This is a genomic window from Pseudaminobacter salicylatoxidans (assembly GCF_003148475.1).
Taxonomy (GTDB): domain Bacteria; phylum Pseudomonadota; class Alphaproteobacteria; order Rhizobiales; family Rhizobiaceae; genus Pseudaminobacter; species Pseudaminobacter salicylatoxidans.
The window spans coordinates 227,386-243,861 of record NZ_QGGG01000004.1 but is presented as its reverse complement, the minus strand read 5'-3'; the positions used below and the strand labels follow the sequence as shown (position 1 = coordinate 243,861).

Annotated in this window: 11 protein-coding genes and 1 pseudogene; 11 read left to right on the top strand and 1 reads right to left on the bottom strand. The window is 63.2% G+C overall.

Annotation, left to right across the window (positions count from 1 at the left end; translation table 11 throughout):
- Window positions 1-24: 24 nt before the first annotated feature.
- Window positions 25-1,521, top strand: a complete 1,497-nt coding sequence (locus C7441_RS07800) for a CoA-acylating methylmalonate-semialdehyde dehydrogenase (protein ID WP_109612365.1) — start codon at window positions 25-27, stop codon at window positions 1,519-1,521.
- Window positions 1,522-2,106: 585 nt separating this feature from the next.
- Here C7441_RS07800 and C7441_RS07795 read toward each other — a convergent pair.
- A complete protein-coding gene (locus C7441_RS07795; RefSeq protein WP_019172387.1) occupies window positions 2,107-2,772 on the bottom strand; it encodes a GntR family transcriptional regulator in 666 nt (221 codons plus the stop codon).
- Window positions 2,773-2,877: 105 nt separating this feature from the next.
- Between C7441_RS07795 and C7441_RS07790 the strand changes: the two genes are divergently transcribed.
- From C7441_RS07790 to pyc, 10 genes and pseudogenes are all read left to right on the top strand, one after another.
- Entirely contained in the window at window positions 2,878-3,771 is an 894-nt protein-coding gene (locus tag C7441_RS07790; protein ID WP_109612364.1) for a dihydrodipicolinate synthase family protein, read from the top strand.
- A gap of 117 nt (window positions 3,772-3,888) precedes the next feature.
- Window positions 3,889-5,136 (top strand): NAD(P)/FAD-dependent oxidoreductase, encoded by a 1,248-nt coding sequence (locus C7441_RS07785; protein WP_109612363.1) that lies wholly within the window; start codon window positions 3,889-3,891, stop codon window positions 5,134-5,136.
- A gap of 14 nt (window positions 5,137-5,150) precedes the next feature.
- On the top strand, window positions 5,151-6,152 hold the full coding sequence (locus tag C7441_RS07780) for a 4-hydroxyproline epimerase (protein ID WP_109612362.1): 1,002 nt from the start codon (window positions 5,151-5,153) through the stop codon (window positions 6,150-6,152).
- A gap of 326 nt (window positions 6,153-6,478) precedes the next feature.
- On the top strand, window positions 6,479-7,381 hold the full coding sequence (locus tag C7441_RS07775) for a branched-chain amino acid ABC transporter permease (RefSeq protein WP_019172382.1): 903 nt from the start codon (window positions 6,479-6,481) through the stop codon (window positions 7,379-7,381).
- A 4-nt stretch (window positions 7,382-7,385) separates the two neighbouring features.
- Window positions 7,386-8,780, top strand: a complete 1,395-nt coding sequence (livM, locus tag C7441_RS07770) for a high-affinity branched-chain amino acid ABC transporter permease LivM (RefSeq protein ID WP_170125040.1) — start codon at window positions 7,386-7,388, stop codon at window positions 8,778-8,780.
- On the top strand, window positions 8,780-10,246 hold the full coding sequence (locus tag C7441_RS07765; RefSeq protein WP_109612361.1) for an ATP-binding cassette domain-containing protein: 1,467 nt from the start codon (window positions 8,780-8,782) through the stop codon (window positions 10,244-10,246). The genes livM and C7441_RS07765 overlap by 1 nt, the downstream gene beginning before the upstream one ends.
- Window positions 10,247-10,248: 2 nt before the next feature.
- Window positions 10,249-10,974, top strand: a complete 726-nt coding sequence (locus C7441_RS07760; RefSeq protein WP_210205615.1) for an ABC transporter ATP-binding protein — start codon at window positions 10,249-10,251, stop codon at window positions 10,972-10,974.
- Window positions 10,975-11,059: 85 nt separating this feature from the next.
- Window positions 11,060-11,407: a DUF6867 family protein gene (locus tag C7441_RS07755; protein WP_109612359.1), complete on the top strand. Its 348-nt coding sequence runs from the start codon at window positions 11,060-11,062 to the stop codon at window positions 11,405-11,407.
- A gap of 138 nt (window positions 11,408-11,545) precedes the next feature.
- Window positions 11,546-12,664: a branched-chain amino acid ABC transporter substrate-binding protein gene (locus C7441_RS07750; RefSeq protein ID WP_109612358.1), complete on the top strand. Its 1,119-nt coding sequence runs from the start codon at window positions 11,546-11,548 to the stop codon at window positions 12,662-12,664.
- Between the two features lie 184 nt (window positions 12,665-12,848).
- Window positions 12,849-16,307: pseudogene (gene pyc, locus C7441_RS07745) on the top strand (pyruvate carboxylase).
- Window positions 16,308-16,476 lie beyond the last annotated feature (169 nt).

The following is a 16,476-nucleotide window of genomic DNA, read 5'->3' as shown; positions in this document are numbered from 1 at the left end:
CTGAAAATTCCAGGGAGAGCCATTATGGTCGATTACGGTCATTTCATCGGCGGCAAGCGCGTCGCCGGAACAAGCGGGCGCAAGCAGGACGTAATGCAGCCGATGGACGGCTCGGTGCGTGGCACGGTGGCGCTCGCCTCGGCACAGGAACTGCGCGCGGCGGTGGAAAATGCCAGGGCCGCGCAGCCGGCATGGGCCGCGACCAATCCGCAGCGCCGCGTGCGCGTGCTGATGAAGTTCCTGGAACTGGTGAACAAGGAATATGACGAGCTTGCCGACATCCTGGCGCGCGAGCACGGCAAGACCATCGCCGACGCCAAGGGCGACATCCAGCGCGGCCTGGAAGTGGTCGAGGTCTGCATCGGCGCCCCGCACATGATGAAGGGCGAGTTCACCGACGCAGCGGGCCCCGGCATCGATACCTATTCGATGCGCCAGCCGTTGGGCGTGGTCGCCGGCATCACTCCGTTCAACTTCCCGGCCATGATCCCACTGTGGAAGATCGCGCCTGCCATCGCCGCCGGCAACGCCTTCATCCTGAAGCCGTCCGAGCGCGATCCGGGCGTGCCGTTGCGCATCGCCGAACTGTTCCTCGAAGCCGGCCTTCCGGCAGGCATCCTCAATGTCGTCAATGGCGACAAGGAAGTGGTGGACGCCATTCTCGACGATCCGGACATCAAGGCGGTGGGCTTTGTCGGCTCCACGCCGATCGCGCAGTACATCTATGCGCGCGGCTGCGCCAACGGCAAGCGGGTGCAGTGTTTCGGCGGCGCGAAGAACCATATGGTCATCATGCCCGACGCCGACATGGACCAGACCGTGGATGCGCTGATCGGCGCCGGCTACGGCTCGGCCGGCGAGCGCTGCATGGCGATTTCGGTCGCGGTGCCGGTCGGTCACGACACGGCCGACCGTCTCATGGAAAAGCTCATCCCGCGCGTGGAAAGCCTCAAGGTCGGCCCCTCGACCGATTCCTCGGCCGATTTCGGCCCGGTCGTCACGCGTGAGGCGCTGGAGCGCATCAAGAACTATGTCGACATCGGTGTGAAGGAAGGCGCTAAGCTCGTGGTCGATGGCCGTGGCTTCAGGATGCAGGGCTACGAGGACGGCTTCTATATGGGCGGCTGCCTGTTCGACAACGTCACCGCCGACATGCGCATCTACAAGGAAGAAATCTTCGGCCCCGTTCTGTCGGTGGTGCGTGCGCCGACCTATGAGAACGCGCTGAGCCTGGTCAACGACCACGAGATGGGCAACGGCACGGCGATCTTCACCCGCGATGGCGACGCCGCGCGCGATTTCGCAAGCCGCGTGCAGGCCGGCATGGTCGGCGTGAACGTGCCGATCCCGGTGCCGATCGCCTACTACACCTTCGGCGGCTGGAAGGCATCGGCCTTCGGCGACCTCAACCAGCATGGTCCGGACGCGTTCCGCTTCTACACCAAGACCAAGACGGTCACCTCGCGCTGGCCGTCGGGCATCAAGGACGGCGCGGAGTTCAGCATCCCGACGATGAACTGAGCCCGCCGGGCTTTCGGGTTGCACGTCCTCGCCGCTGCGCGTCTGCGGGCGCGCGGCGGGGCATCAAGGACGGCGCGGAGTTCAGCATCCCGATGATGAACTGAGCCCGCCGGGTTTTCGGTTTGCACGTCCTCGCCGCTGCGCGGCTGTGGGCGCGCGGCGGGGCATCAGGGATGGCGCGGAGTTCAGCATCCCGACGATGAACTGAGCGTCATCGTCACAACTGACTACCGAGAGCGCGGCATGTTCCGCGCTCTTTTCGGTTGAGGCAGGCGCATCCTTGCGCGGCCACTCCCCTCTCTCCGGTTTGCTTCGCAAATCACTTTCCTGCAAGCGGGGCAAGGAACCGCAGCCTTGGCGTTTCGCTTCCCCTTTCGCCGGAGCTTGACAAGGGGGACGCTGGCGATTGGCGCTTCCCCGCCTCTACGAAGTGGGGAAGAGGTGTCGAGGGCGAAGCCCGAGGGGAGAGGGGCTTTTCGCAAAATCTCGGTGGCGGTCCGACCAAGCACATGCAGCCGCCCGTCCGGGCGCGTTCCGCGTCCACCCGCCCCGCGAACCATCGTTCAAAGGAGAGGGCAAAAAACGTCACCGCATTGCGGCGGCCTGTGCGTGCAGGCGCAGGAGCGCCATCAGCCGGTCGGCTTCGGTGCCGGCGGCGTCCTCGTCGCGCGCGAGGATGGCGCGGATGAGGGCGACGTGGTTGCCGGCGGCTTCGGCCAGCCCCGTGCCGCTCTGGAAGCGGAACCAGAAGCGGCGGCTGTGTGTCTGCAGTGGCGCTACCAACCGGGCGGCGAACTGGTTATCGGCGGCAAGCGCCATCACCTCGTCGAGCAGTTTGTCGGCTTCCAGATAGCCCAGCACATCGTTTGTCAGCACCGCGTCGTGGATCGCCAGAGCGGTCGCCTGGAAGCGCGCCGCCAGATCGGCCGTGGCGAAGCGCGCGGCCGAGCGCGCCAGAATGACCTCCACCCCGCGCCGCGCATCGAGCACGCGCAGCCAGTCGGAGGCATGCAGCGGTGCAATCTCCAGACCGGCGCGCGGCCGCACTGAGATCAGTCCTTCCCATGCCAGCCGCTGGATCGCCTCGCGCACGGGTGTGCGGCCAAGCCCGAGTTTCTCGATCAGCACGCGCTCGGTGGTGACGCTGCCGGGGGGCAGTTCCAGCGTGACGATCATTTTTTCAAGGGCGTGATACGCCTTCGCGCTGACCGGCTCGACCACCTCCGCGCGTTCCGTTTCGACAGTGTTCACCGCATTCTCATTCCGATTCACTTTTTTGATATATCAGGACGCAAAGCCAATTGACAGAAGGAATTCCGGCAAGATATACCGGTGATATATCAGTGGAGGATAACCATGTGGACCGGAGTTTTTCCCGCAGTCACCACCAAATTCACGGAAGATGACGCGCTCGACCATGCCGAGATGGAGCGTTGTTTCGCGCTGCAGATGGAGGCTGGCTGCGACGGCATCATCGTTGCCGGCTCGCTGGGCGAAGGTCCGATGCTCTCGGGCGACGAGAAGATTGCCGTGCTGAAGACGGCGCGGGGCGCGGCCGGCGGCAAGCCGGTACTGGTCACCATCAACGAGGCGGGAACGCGCGAGGGCGCGGCCATGGCGAAGAAGGCTGCCGCTGCCGGCGCCGATGGCCTGATGATCGTGCCGAGCCCGATCTACCACACCAATCCGCGCGAGACGGTGGACACGCTGAAAGCGATGGCGACCGCCGGCGGCCTGCCGGTGATGATCTATTCCAACCGCGTCGCCTACCGCGTCGACGTCACGGTCGATGTGATGGAGGAGCTGGCGAGCGATCCGCTGTTCGTGGCGGTCAAGGAATCGTCCGACGATATCCGCCGCTCGACCGAGATCATCAACCGCTTCGGTGATCGCTTCGACCTTTTCACCGGTGTGGACAATCTGGCCTTCGAGGCGCTGAGCGTCGGCGCCGTCGGCTGGGTGGCCGGGTTGGTCACGGCCTTCCCGCGCGAGACGGTGGCGATCTATCGGCTCATGAAACAGGGTCGCCGCGAAGAGGCGCTGGCGATCTACCGCTGGTTCCGCCCGCTGCTCGATCTCGATGTCTCGACCTATCTCGTCCAAAACATCAAGCTGGCGGAGGTTCATGCCATCGGCACCAACGACCGCGTGCGCATGCCGCGCCAGCCGCTCACGGGCGAGCGGCGCAAAGCTGCTGAGAAGGTCATCGAGGATGCGCTGGCCGTGCGGCCGACCCTGCCGCAGTTCTGAGGCTTCTTTGAAGGGCAATCATGCCCTTCAATCGGCTCCCATGGGCAGGGGTCGAGCCTGACGAAGGTCCGATAAGGGGGCATATGCTGGACTTCTACGTGGGAGGCGTGGTCGAGCATGGAGAATGACGCTGCAGACGTCGCCATCATCGGTGCCGGTATCGTCGGCATCGCAACCGCGGCGCATCTTGCCGAAGCGGGGTTCAGGGTCGTGGTCTTCGACCGCAGTGGCGTGTGCGAGGAAACCAGTTCCGGCAATGCCGCCGCCTTCGCCTTTTCCGACGTGCTGCCGCTGGCGCACAAGGGCATGATCGCGCAGGTGCCCAAATGGCTGGCCGATCCGCTCGGGCCGCTCAGCATTCCGCCCGCCTATTTCCCAAAGCTGCTGCCGTGGCTTTATCGCTTCTGGCGTGCGGGCGCGGCCGACAAATATGAAGGCGCGTTGACGGCCCAGGCAGGGTTGATGAAACTTGCCGAAGCCGCATGGGCGGGGCTGATGGCTCGTTCCGGCACCGGCGATATGCTGCGCGAGGATGGCGCGCTGGAGCTTTATGAAAGCGAAGCCGAGTTTCAGGCGGCGTTGCCCGGATGGGCGGCGCGTGACCGCTTCGGCATCGACTACACGCATCTCGGCAGACATGAGCTGCCGGATTTCCAGCCGGGCCTGTCGGAGCGCTTCGTGCATGGCACCTTCGTCCCCGGCTGGAAAACGGTGGCCGACCCCAGGCTGCTGGGCAAGGCGGTGTGGCGCTATGCCGAGGGGCTGGGCGCGCTTTTTATCCAGGGCAACGCTGTGCGAGTGGAGGCCAATGATACGGGGGCTGTCGTCCATCTTTCCGATGGCTCGGTTCACCGCGCAGGCAAGATCATCATTGCCGCCGGCGCCTGGTCGCATCTCCTGGCAAGGTGTTTTGGCGACCGCATCCCGCTCGAAACCGAGCGCGGCTACAACACCACCTTGCCCGTTGGCGCTTTCGACGTGAAGCGCCAGCTCATCTTTCCCGGCCATGGTTTCGTCATCACGCCCTTGTCAACGGGCCTGCGCGTCGGTGGTGCGGTCGAACTCGGCGGGCTTAGACGTTCGCCTAATTTTGCCCGTTCCAGGGCGATGCTAGAAAAAGCGCGACAGTTTCTTCCGGGGCTGGATGCGGCTGGCGGACGCGAATGGATGGGGTACCGCCCGTCGCTGCCGGACTCGCTGCCGGTGATCGGCCGGGCGAAAGGGCGGCGCAATGTTTTCTATGCTTTCGGGCATGGCCATCTCGGGCTCACTCAGTCGGCGGCAACCGGTGCGCTGGTGCGGGACCTGCTGCTCGGGCAGGTTCCGGCGATAGACCTGTCGCCTTTTTCCGCACAACGCTTCTGAGGATCAAAGACATCATGGCGCGGCATATCTTCACCTGCATCGACGGTCACACCTGCGGCAATCCCGTCCGTCTCGTGGCCGGGGGCGGGCCGTTGCTGAACGGCGCGACCATGATGGAACGCCGGGCGCATTTCCTTGCCGAATATGACTGGATCCGCACCGGGTTGATGTTCGAGCCGCGCGGTCATGACGTGATGTCCGGCTCTATCCTCTACCCGCCGACGCGCGAGGATTGCGACGTCGCCATCCTGTTCATCGAGACCTCGGGCTGCCTGCCCATGTGCGGTCACGGCACCATCGGCACCGTCACCATGGCGATCGAGAACGGTCTGGTGAAGCCGAAAACGCCGGGCGTGCTTCGCCTCGACACGCCGGCCGGGCTGGTTGTGGCCGAGTACAAGCAGGCGGGCGAGTATGTTGAGGAGGTGCGCATCACCAATGTGCCCTCTTTCCTCTATGCCGAAGGGCTGACGGTCGAGTGCCCGACGCTCGGCGAGATCAGGGTCGATGTTGCCTATGGCGGCAATTTCTACGCCATCGTCGAGCCTCAGGAGAACTATCGCGACATGGCCGATTATTCAGCCGGCGACCTGATTGCCTGGAGCCCGGTCGTGCGTCAGCGTCTCAACGAGAAATACGCCTTCGTCCATCCCGCCAATCCGGGCATCAACCGGCTATCGCATATGTTGTGGACCGGTGCGCCCAGGCATGGCGAGGCGCATGCCCGCAATGCCGTGTTCTACGGCGACAAGGCAATCGACCGCAGCCCCTGCGGCACCGGTACGTCGGCGCGCATGGCCCAGCTTCATGCCAAGGGCCGGCTGAAGGTGGGCGACGACTTCGTTCACGAATCCGTCATCGGTTCGCTGTTCAGGGCGCGAGTGGAGGCCGAAGCGGAAGTCGCCGGCAAACCGGCCATCATTCCCTCGGTCGGCGGCTGGGCGCGCATGACCGGGTTGAACACCATATTCATTGATGATCGCGACCCGTTCGCGCATGGTTTCACGGTCGTTTGAAGATGCGCGGGGGAGGTACTTCAGGGAGTAATCATGCTACAGTGCTTTATGCAAAAAATCATCGTGTCGAACCTGTACGATGCATGATTATGCGATAGAATGCTGAGCAAGGCCGCCAATTCAACAAGGACATTGCGTTGGGCCAATGCTAGCTTTCGCGGTAGTCCAGAAGGCCAACAAAAAAAACAGGCAGCACGGGCACGAGTTCGCACCCTTCCATCCGATCACGCAAATCGACTTTGCAGTCGGGATGCAGGGGTTGCGGCCAGGGGAAAAACGAGAAGGAATGCGCAGGTGAAGCGACATTCCAGGGGAGCCGTTTCCACATGCAATATTTCATCCAGCAGCTTATCAACGGGCTGACGCTGGGATCAATCTATGGCCTGATCGCGATCGGCTATACGATGGTCTACGGCATTATCGGCATGATCAACTTCGCCCATGGCGATATCTTCATGATCGGTGCCTTCACGGCTCTCATCGTCTTCCTCATTCTTGTCAGCATCTTCGCCACGATGAATGTGGCGCTGTTCCTGCTGGTCATGATGATCGTGGCGATGCTGCTCACAGGCCTCTACAACTGGGTGATCGAGAAGGTGGCCTATCGGCCGTTGCGCGGTTCGTTCCGGCTGGCCCCGCTCATCACCGCCATCGGCATGTCGATCGCGCTCTCCAACTTCGTGCAGGTCACGCAGGGGCCGCGCAACAAGCCGATCCCGCCGATGGTCAGCCAGGTCTACAATGTCGGCGGCGTCAGCATCTCGCTGAAGCAGATTATCATCGCGGTCATCACGGCCGCGCTGCTGGCGATCTTCTGGTACGTGGTCAACAAGACCTCGCTCGGCCGCGCCCAGCGCGCCTGCGAACAGGACCGCAAGATGGCGGCGCTGCTCGGCATTGACGTCGACCGCACCATATCCATCACCTTCATCATGGGCGCGGCGCTGGCCGCGGTCGCCGGCACCATGTTCCTGATGTATTACGGCGTGGTGGTGTTCTCCGACGGCTTCGTGCCGGGCGTCAAAGCCTTCACGGCAGCGGTTCTCGGCGGCATCGGATCCATCCCCGGCGCGGTCATCGGCGGACTGCTGATCGGCTTCATCGAGTCGATGTGGTCGGCCTATTTCTCCATCGACTACAAGGACGTTGCCGCCTTCTCCATTCTGGCGATCGTGCTGATCTTCCTGCCGTCGGGCATCCTTGGCCGGCCGGAAGTGGAAAAGGTCTGAGATCATGGCTGAAGCAGTATCCACGCCGAGCCGGGCCGAAGTGGCGAACCCCTTCGCCAATGCCTTCCGCCAGGCCATCTATGCCGGCCTTGTCTCCTTTGGCCTGTTCGTCCTGTTCATCGGACTGAAGACCGACCAGAACATCCGCAACGAACTGGTTGTGGTCCAGCGCTGGGGCTTGCTTGCCCTTGTGGTCGCCGTCACCATGGTCGGGCGGTTCATCTTCGTCGCCTTCGTGCAGCCGGCGCTTGAGCGGCGCAAGGCTGCAAAGGTCGTGACCACGACGCAGGTTGCCGCGCCCGGCTTCATCCGCCGCAATTTCAATCCCATCGCGATCACGCTGCTGTTTATCTATCCGGTGGCGATGGTGCTGTTGTTCGGCTTTCAGGGTTCGCTGAAATGGGTCGACAATTTCGGCATACAGATCCTCATCTATGTGATGCTGGCTTGGGGCCTGAACATCGTGGTCGGCCTGGCCGGCCTGCTCGACCTGGGGTATGTCGCCTTCTATGCGGTCGGCGCCTATGCCTATGCGCTGCTCGGCACGCATTTCGGCTGGTCGTTCTGGATCCTGCTGCCGGCGGCGGGCATCATGGCCGCCTTCTGGGGTGTCATCCTCGGCTTTCCGGTACTGCGCCTGCGCGGTGACTATCTGGCGATCGTCACGCTGGCCTTTGGTGAGATCATCCGTCTGGTGCTCATCAACTGGCGCGAGGTGACCAATGGTTCGGCAGGCATTTCGGGCATTCCCAAGGTCAGCTTCTTCGGCCTGATGTCCTTCAACGTGAGCGACCCGACCTATATCTCCAAGGTGTTGGGGATTGCCCAGTCGGGTGCCTACTACAAGATCTTCCTCTACTATCTCATCCTGCTTCTGGCGCTGCTCACCGCGTTCGTCACCATCCGTCTGCGCCGCATGCCGGTCGGCCGGGCATGGGAAGCACTGCGCGAGGACGAGATCGCCTGCCGTTCGCTCGGCATCAACACCACCACAACCAAGCTCACCGCCTTCGCGACGGGGGCGATGTTCGGCGGTTTCGCCGGCTCCTTCTTCGCCGCGCGCCAGGGCTTCGTCAGCCCGGAATCTTTCGTGTTCCTGGAATCGGCGATGGTTCTGGCCATCGTGGTGCTGGGCGGCATGGGCTCGCTCACCGGCATCGCCGTGGCGGCGGTGGTGATGATCGGCGGCACCGAGGCGCTGCGCGAGATGCAATTCCTGAAATACATCTTCGGCCCGGACTTCACGCCGGAACTCTACCGCATGCTGCTGTTCGGCTGCGCGATGGTGCTGGTGATGGTGTGGAAGCCGCGCGGCTTCGTGGGCAGCCGGGAACCGACAGCGTTCCTGCATGAACGAAAAGCCATATCCGCTTCCTTTACGAAGGAGGGGCACGGCTGATGGATACGGTATCCGATATGAACAAGCCGATCCTTTCGGTAGAACACCTTTCGATGAAATTCGGCGGCCTCGTTGCCATCGGTGACCTGTCCTTTCAGGCCCGGCGCGGCGAGATCACGGCGCTGATCGGCCCCAATGGCGCCGGCAAGACCACGGTGTTCAACTGCATCACCGGCTTCTACAAGCCGTCGGAAGGCATGATCCGCATGACCGGTCGCAGCGGCGACGAGTTCCTGCTCGAACGCATGCCGGACTTCCGCATCACGGCGCACGCCAAGGTGGCGCGCACCTTCCAGAACATTCGCCTGTTCTCCGGCATGACGCTTCTGGAGAACCTGCTGGTGGCGCAGCACAACACGCTGATGCGGGCCTCCGGCTACACCATACTGGGCCTGCTCGGCATTGGCGGCTACCGCAAGGCTTCGGCCGAATCGGTGGAAAAGGCCGAGTTCTGGCTGGAAAAGACCGAGCTCATCGATCGCGCCGACGATCCGGCCGGCGACCTGCCCTATGGCGCGCAGCGCAGGCTGGAGATCGCGCGCGCGATGTGCACCGAGCCCGAACTGCTCTGCCTCGACGAGCCGGCGGCCGGCCTCAACCCGCGTGAATCGCTGGCGCTCAACACCCTGCTCAACGACATCAAGGAAAACACCGGCACCTCGATCCTGCTCATCGAGCACGACATGTCGGTGGTCATGCAGATTTCCGACCATGTCGTGGTGCTTGAATATGGCCGCAAGATCTCCGACGGTCATCCGGAAGTGGTGAAGCAGGATCCTCGCGTCATCGCGGCCTATCTCGGCGTCGATGACGAGGAGGTGGTGGAGGTCCTGACGGCGGTTGGCGACGACCATGTCATCGAGGAGCTCGATGTCGAGCCCGATCCCGACCAGGGGCCGGCGGCATCGTCATCGATGATGGCCGGGCCGATCAGCGAAACGATCGGCCATAGCGGCGAGAACGAAGGCGAGATCGTCAAGGTGTCGCCGCAAGCCTCCAAGGCGCTCGAATATGACGAGCTGCAGGCCGTCCGCCAAAAGAAGGCAAAGGCTGCTTCCGCCGGAACGAAGGCAACGGCCCGTGCCAAGGCGAGTCCGAAGCCGGCCGCCAAAGCGAAGACTGCCAAACCGGCTGAGAAACCGGCCCCGACCGGGCCCGCCAAGGCCCCGGCCGGAAAGGCGGCCGCGGAGCCGAAGAAACTGTCGAACACGCTTGCCGCGCCGCGAGGCGGCACACCGGACAAGCTCATACTCATCAAGGGCATCGGGCCGGTGAACGAACGCAAGCTCAACGAACACGGCATCTATCATTTCGACCAGATCGCCGCATGGAAGAAGGCCGACATCCAGGCCGCCGAAGCCTATCTGGCCTTTGACGGGCGCATCGCCCGCGAAGACTGGATCGGCCAGGCCAAGGCCCTGGCGAAGGCGGCCAAACCGGCAGCCAAGGGCGGGAGGCGCAAATGACGATGGCCAAGCCGCTGCTTCAGGTCGAAGGCGTCGAGACCTATTACGGCAATATCCGCGCGCTCAACGGCGTCAATGTCAGCGTCAATGAAGGCGAGATCGTCGCGCTGATCGGCGCCAACGGCGCCGGCAAGTCCACGCTGATGATGACCGTGTTCGGCAATCCGCGCGCCCGCACCGGCAAGATCACCTTTGCCGGAACGGACATCACGCAAATGCCCACCCACCAGATCGCGCGGCTGCGCATTGCGCAATCGCCCGAAGGGCGGCGCATTTTCCCGCGCATGACGGTGCTGGAAAACCTGCAAATGGGCGCGAGCCTCGACAATCTGCAGTATTTCAACGAGGACGTTGAAAAGGTCTTCGAGCTTTTCCCGCGCCTCAAGGAGCGCGTTGCGCAGCGCGGGGGAACGCTGTCGGGCGGCGAGCAGCAGATGCTTTCCATTGCGCGTGCGCTGATGGCGCGGCCCAAGCTGCTTCTGCTCGACGAGCCGTCGCTGGGGCTTGCGCCACTTATCGTCAAGCAGATCTTCGATGCCATCCGCGTGCTCAACAAGACACAGGGGCTGACCGTCTTCCTGGTCGAGCAGAACGCGTTCGGCGCGCTGCGTCTGGCCGACCGCGGCTATGTGATGGTGAACGGCCATGTGACCATGAGCGGCTCGGGCAAGGAACTGCTCGCCGATCCGGAAGTGCGCGCCGCTTATCTCGAAGGTGGCCGCCACTAGGCGTCGACACGGGATCGCGGGCCGGGTTGCCGGCCCGCCAAGGGAACGAGAACAGGGCCGGGAAAGGCCCGTCGGAGGACCTGAAATGCAGGGCATTCTTTATGAGGAAGCCTCGATCTGGCAGTTCTTTTTCGTGACCTGCCTGCTTGGCGGCTGGGCAGCCTGGATGACCGGGCGCGCCTGCGCGCAGACCTGGCGGGGCTATCCCATGCTGCTGTTGTATCTGGTGTTGCTCGGCGTTGCGGTGCGCTTCATCCATCACGCCCTTTTCGACGGCACGATGTTCTCGTTGCAGTATTACATCGTCGATACCGTCGTGCTGATGATCCTGGGCTCGCTGGGCTTCCGCTATACCCGTACCAACCAGATGGTGACGCAGTATCACTGGCTCTATGAAAGAGCATCCTTGCTGAGCTGGAAGTCAAAGGGCTGAGCCAACATGAATAGCGTCGCTTCACCTTCGAAACGGCGTGACAAGAGCCGGAAAATCGGCAAACTGATCTTTCTGCGATAGGGGTGGGCATCGCATGAAGGGAACATTCAGGCCCGCCTGTCCAATGGGAGTGTTTCAATGAAAAAATCACTGTTGTCCGCGGTTGCGTTAACCGCGCTGGTGGCATTCGGTGGCAATGCCTGGGCGGATGTCCTGCTGGGCATCGGTGCACCGATCACCGGTCCGAATGCAGCCTTCGGCGCACAGATTCAGAAGGGTACGGAGCAAGCGGTCGCTGACATCAACGCCGCCGGCGGCATCAATGGCGAACAGATCAAGGTTTCGGTCGGCGACGACGTGTCCGACCCGAAGCAGGGCATCTCGGTCGCCAACAAGTTCGTCGCGGATGGCGTCAAATTCGTGGTCGGCCACTTCAACTCGGGCGTGTCGATCCCGGCCTCGGAAGTCTATGCCGAAAACGGCATTCTGGAAGTGACCCCGGCAGCCACCAATCCGCAGTTCACCGATGCCGGGCTGTGGAACACGATCCGCGTCTGCGGCCGTGACGACCAGCAGGGCGACGTTGCCGGCGCCTATATCGCCGAGCACTTCAAGGACGCCAAGGTCGCCGTCATCCATGACAAGACCCCCTATGGCCAGGGCCTTGCCGATGCCACCAAGAAGGCGCTGAACGACCACAACGTCAAGGAAGTCATGTATGAAGGCGTCAACGCCGGCGACAAGGACTTCTCCGCGCTCATCGCCAAGATGAAGGAGGCCGGCGTCGACCTGATCTACTGGGGCGGCCTGCACACCGAAGCCGGTCTGATCATCCGTCAGGCGGCGGACCAGGGCCTGAAGGCGCCGCTGTTCTCGGGCGACGGCATCGTGTCGAACGAACTCGCCTCGATCGCGGGCGACGCGGTTGCCGGCACCTACAACACCTTCGGCCCGGACCCGCGCAACAATCCGGCCGCGAAGGAAGTGGTCGAGAAGTTCCGTGCGGCCGGCTTCGAGCCTGAGGCCTATACGCTCTACGCCTATGCCTCCACGCAGATCATCGCGCAGGCCGCCGCCGCTGCCGGCTCGAACGATCCGGAAGCCGTTGCCAAGGCGATCAAGGAAAAGGGTCCGTTCAAGACCGTTCTGGGCGAGCTGTCCTTCAACGAGAAGGGCGACCGTACCGACGCCGACTATGTCGTCTACCAGTGGAAGAAGGGCGACGACGGCAAGTACAACTACTTCCAGCTCGACTAAGCTCCTTCTTCGAGCCGAACCGAAATGCCCGGCGTTTTGCGCCGGGCATTTTTTATGCGCCGCGAAAAAACGGTCTGCTTGACGTTACGGAATTTAAATCGGTTAAAAATTGCGGGTTTTGGTTGCACTGCAGCATTTAACCGCTAATCATTCGCCGCCATTGAAGTTCTGGAGGAGAATTTACGTGCCGATCAGCAAGATACTTGTCGCCAACCGTTCTGAAATCGCTATCCGCGTGTTTCGCGCCGCCAACGAACTGGGGCTCAAAACCGTGGCGATCTGGGCGGAAGAGGACAAATATTCGCTGCATCGGTTCAAAGCGGACGAGTCCTATCAGGTCGGCCGCGGGCCGCATCTGACCCGTGATCTCGGTCCGATCGAAAGCTATCTGTCGATCGAGGAAGTGTTGCGCGTGGCGAAGCTGTCGGGGGCGGACGCGATCCATCCGGGCTACGGGCTGTTGGCGGAAAGCCCGGAGTTTGCCGAGGCCTGCGCCGAAGCCGGCATCACCTTCATCGGTCCCAGGCCCGACACGATGCGCCGGCTGGGCAACAAGGTGGCCGCGCGCAATCTCGCCGTCGAGGTCGGCGTGCCGGTCATTCCGGCGACCGATCCGCTGCCCGACGATGTCGAGGCGGTGAAGAAGCTGGCTGCCGATGTCGGCTATCCGCTGATGCTCAAGGCATCGTGGGGTGGTGGTGGACGCGGCATGCGCGTCATCCGCTCGGAAGCCGATCTTGCCCGCGAAGTGATGGAAGGCAAGCGAGAGGCCAAGGCCGCTTTCGGCAAGGACGAGGTCTATCTCGAAAAGCTGATCGAGCGCGCGCGCCATGTCGAGGTACAGGTGCTGGGCGACACGCATGGCAATGCCGTGCATCTGTTCGAGCGCGATTGCTCGATCCAGCGCCGCAACCAGAAGGTCGTGGAGCGCGCTCCCGCTCCCTATCTAGATGCCGTCCAGCGTGGCGAACTGTGTGACCATGCGCTGAAGATCGCGCGCGCGACCGACTATGTCGGCGCCGGCACCGTCGAGTTCCTGATGGATGCCGACAGCGGCAAATTCTACTTCATCGAGGTCAATCCGCGCATTCAGGTGGAGCACACGGTCACCGAGGAGGTGACAGGCATCGACATCGTCAAGGCGCAGATCCACATTCTCAACGGACTGGCGATCGGCAAACCCGAAACCGGCGTGCCGAACCAGTCGGAAATCCGGCTGAACGGCCATGCCCTGCAATGCCGGATCACCACCGAAGACCCGGAGCACAATTTCATTCCCGACTATGGCCGCATCACCGCCTATCGCGGCGCGACCGGCTTCGGCATCCGGCTCGACGGCGGCACCGCCTATTCGGGCGCGGTGATCACGCGCTACTACGATCCGCTGCTGGAGAAGGTGACGGCCTGGGCGCCGACACCGTCCGAGGCGATTGCGCGCATGCACCGGGCCTTGCGCGAGTTTCGCATTCGCGGCGTGTCGACCAACCTGACATTTTTGGAAGCCATCATCACCCATCCGAGCTTCCAGTCGAACAGCTACACGACGAAGTTCATCGACTCGACGCCGGAGCTGTTTGCGCAGGTGAAGCGGCAGGACCGCGCCACCAAGCTGCTCAACTATCTGGCAGACGTGACCGTCAACGGGCATCCCGAGACGCGCGGGCGCGCCCTGCCGGACCCGGAAGCGGCCGCGCCGGTCATTCCGTGGTTCACCGGGTCGATACCGGACGGCACCAAGCAGCGCTTCGACGCGCTGGGACCACAGAAATTCGCGGCCTGGATGCGCGAACAGAAGCAGGTCCTGTTCACCGACACGACTATGCGCGACGCGCATCAGTCGCTGCTGGCGACGCGCGTGCGCACCTACGACATCGCGCGTATCGCGGGCACCTATGCGCGCGCCCTGCCGCAGCTTCTGTCGCTCGAATGCTGGGGCGGCGCGACCTTCGACGTCGCCATGCGCTTCCTGACCGAAGACCCGTGGGAGCGCCTCTCCAAAGTGCGCGAGGCGGCCCCCAATATCCTGCTGCAGATGCTGCTGCGCGGCGCCAACGGCGTCGGCTATACCAACTACCCCGACAATGTGGTGCAGCATTTCGTCAAGCAGGCCGCAGCCGGGGGCATCGACCTGTTCCGCGTCTTCGACTGCCTGAACTGGGTCGAGAGCATGCGGGTCGCCATGGATGCCGTGCTCGCCGAAGGCAAGCTGTGTGAAGCGGCGATCTGCTACACGGGCGACATGCTTGATCCCAACCGGTCGAAATACGACCTGAAATACTATGTCGGGCTCACCAGGGAACTGGAAGCGGCCGGCGCGCATATCATTTCGCTGAAGGATATGGGCGGGCTGCTGAAGCCGGCGGCAGCGCGCGTGCTGTTCAAGGCGTTGCGCGAGGCGACCGATCTGCCGATCCACTTCCACACGCATGACACGTCCGGTCTTGGGGCCGCCACCGTGCTTGCAGCGGCGGAAGCGGGCGTGGATGCCGTGGATGCGGCGATGGACGCCTTTTCCGGCAACACGTCTCAGCCCTGCCTCGGCTCCATCGTCCAGGCGCTCAGGGGGGATCCGCGCGACCCCGGCCTCGATCCTGAATGGATACGCCGCATCTCCTTCTACTGGGAGGCAGTGCGCAACCAGTATGCGGCCTTCGAAAGCGACCTCAAGGGGCCGGCGTCGGAAGTCTATCTGCACGAAATGCCGGGCGGCCAGTTCACCAATCTCAAGGAGCAGGCGCGCTCGCTGGGGCTGGAAACCCGCTGGCACGAGGTGGCGCAGGCCTATCACGACGTCAACCTGATGTTCGGCGACATCGTCAAGGTCACGCCGTCGTCCAAGGTGGTGGGTGACATGGCGCTGATGATGGTGAGCCAGGACCTGACGGTCACCGATGTCGAGAACCCGGACAAGGACATCGCCTTCCCGGAATCTGTCGTCGCCATGCTGCGCGGGGATCTGGGTCAGGCGCCCGGCGGCTGGCCCGCCGCCCTGCAGAAAAAGGCGCTGAAGGGCGAAAAGCCGATCACCGTGCGGCCGGGTTCGCTGCTCAAGCCGGCCGATCTCGCCGCATCCCGCAAGGGGCTCGAGGAGAAGCTCGGCCGCAAGGTGAGCGAGTTCGAATTCGCCTCCTGGCTGATGTATCCGAAGGTGTTTTCCGACTTTGCCGCAACGCAGGAGACCTATGGTCCCGTCAGCGTGCTGCCGACGCCGGTCTATTTCTAAGGCATGAAGCCGGAGGACGAGATTTTCGTCGACATCGAAAAGGGCAAGACGCTGGTGATCCGCTGTCTGGCCATTGGCGAGACCGACGACAAGGGCATGATGACGGTCTTCTTCGAGCTCAACGGCCAGCCGCGCCGCGTGAAGGTGCCAGACCGCATTCATGGCGCATCTGCTTCCCGCGCGCGCCGCAAGGCCGAGCCGGGCAACGACGCGCATGTCGGCGCGCCGATGCCGGGCGTGGTTTCCACGCTTGCCGTCGCGGTCGGGCAGACGGTCAAGCAAGGCGACGTGCTCCTGTCCATCGAGGCGATGAAGATGGAGACGGCGCTGCATGCCGAGCGCGGCGGCATCATCTCGGAGGTGCTGGTCAAGGCCGGCGACCAGATCGACGCCAAGGACCTTCTGGTCGTATTCGAGTAACACCGACGCGGTATCGACGTCCGGGCCGATCCATCTTCTGTCGGGCATGATGCCGAAAGTGGTTTCCACTTTCTGGTATCATGCCCTATAGGAGTGGCCGGCGCTCGCAAGGGAGCCCGGACCGGCATTTCCAACGACCCCGCTGGCCCAACAATTTGCCGCCATTATC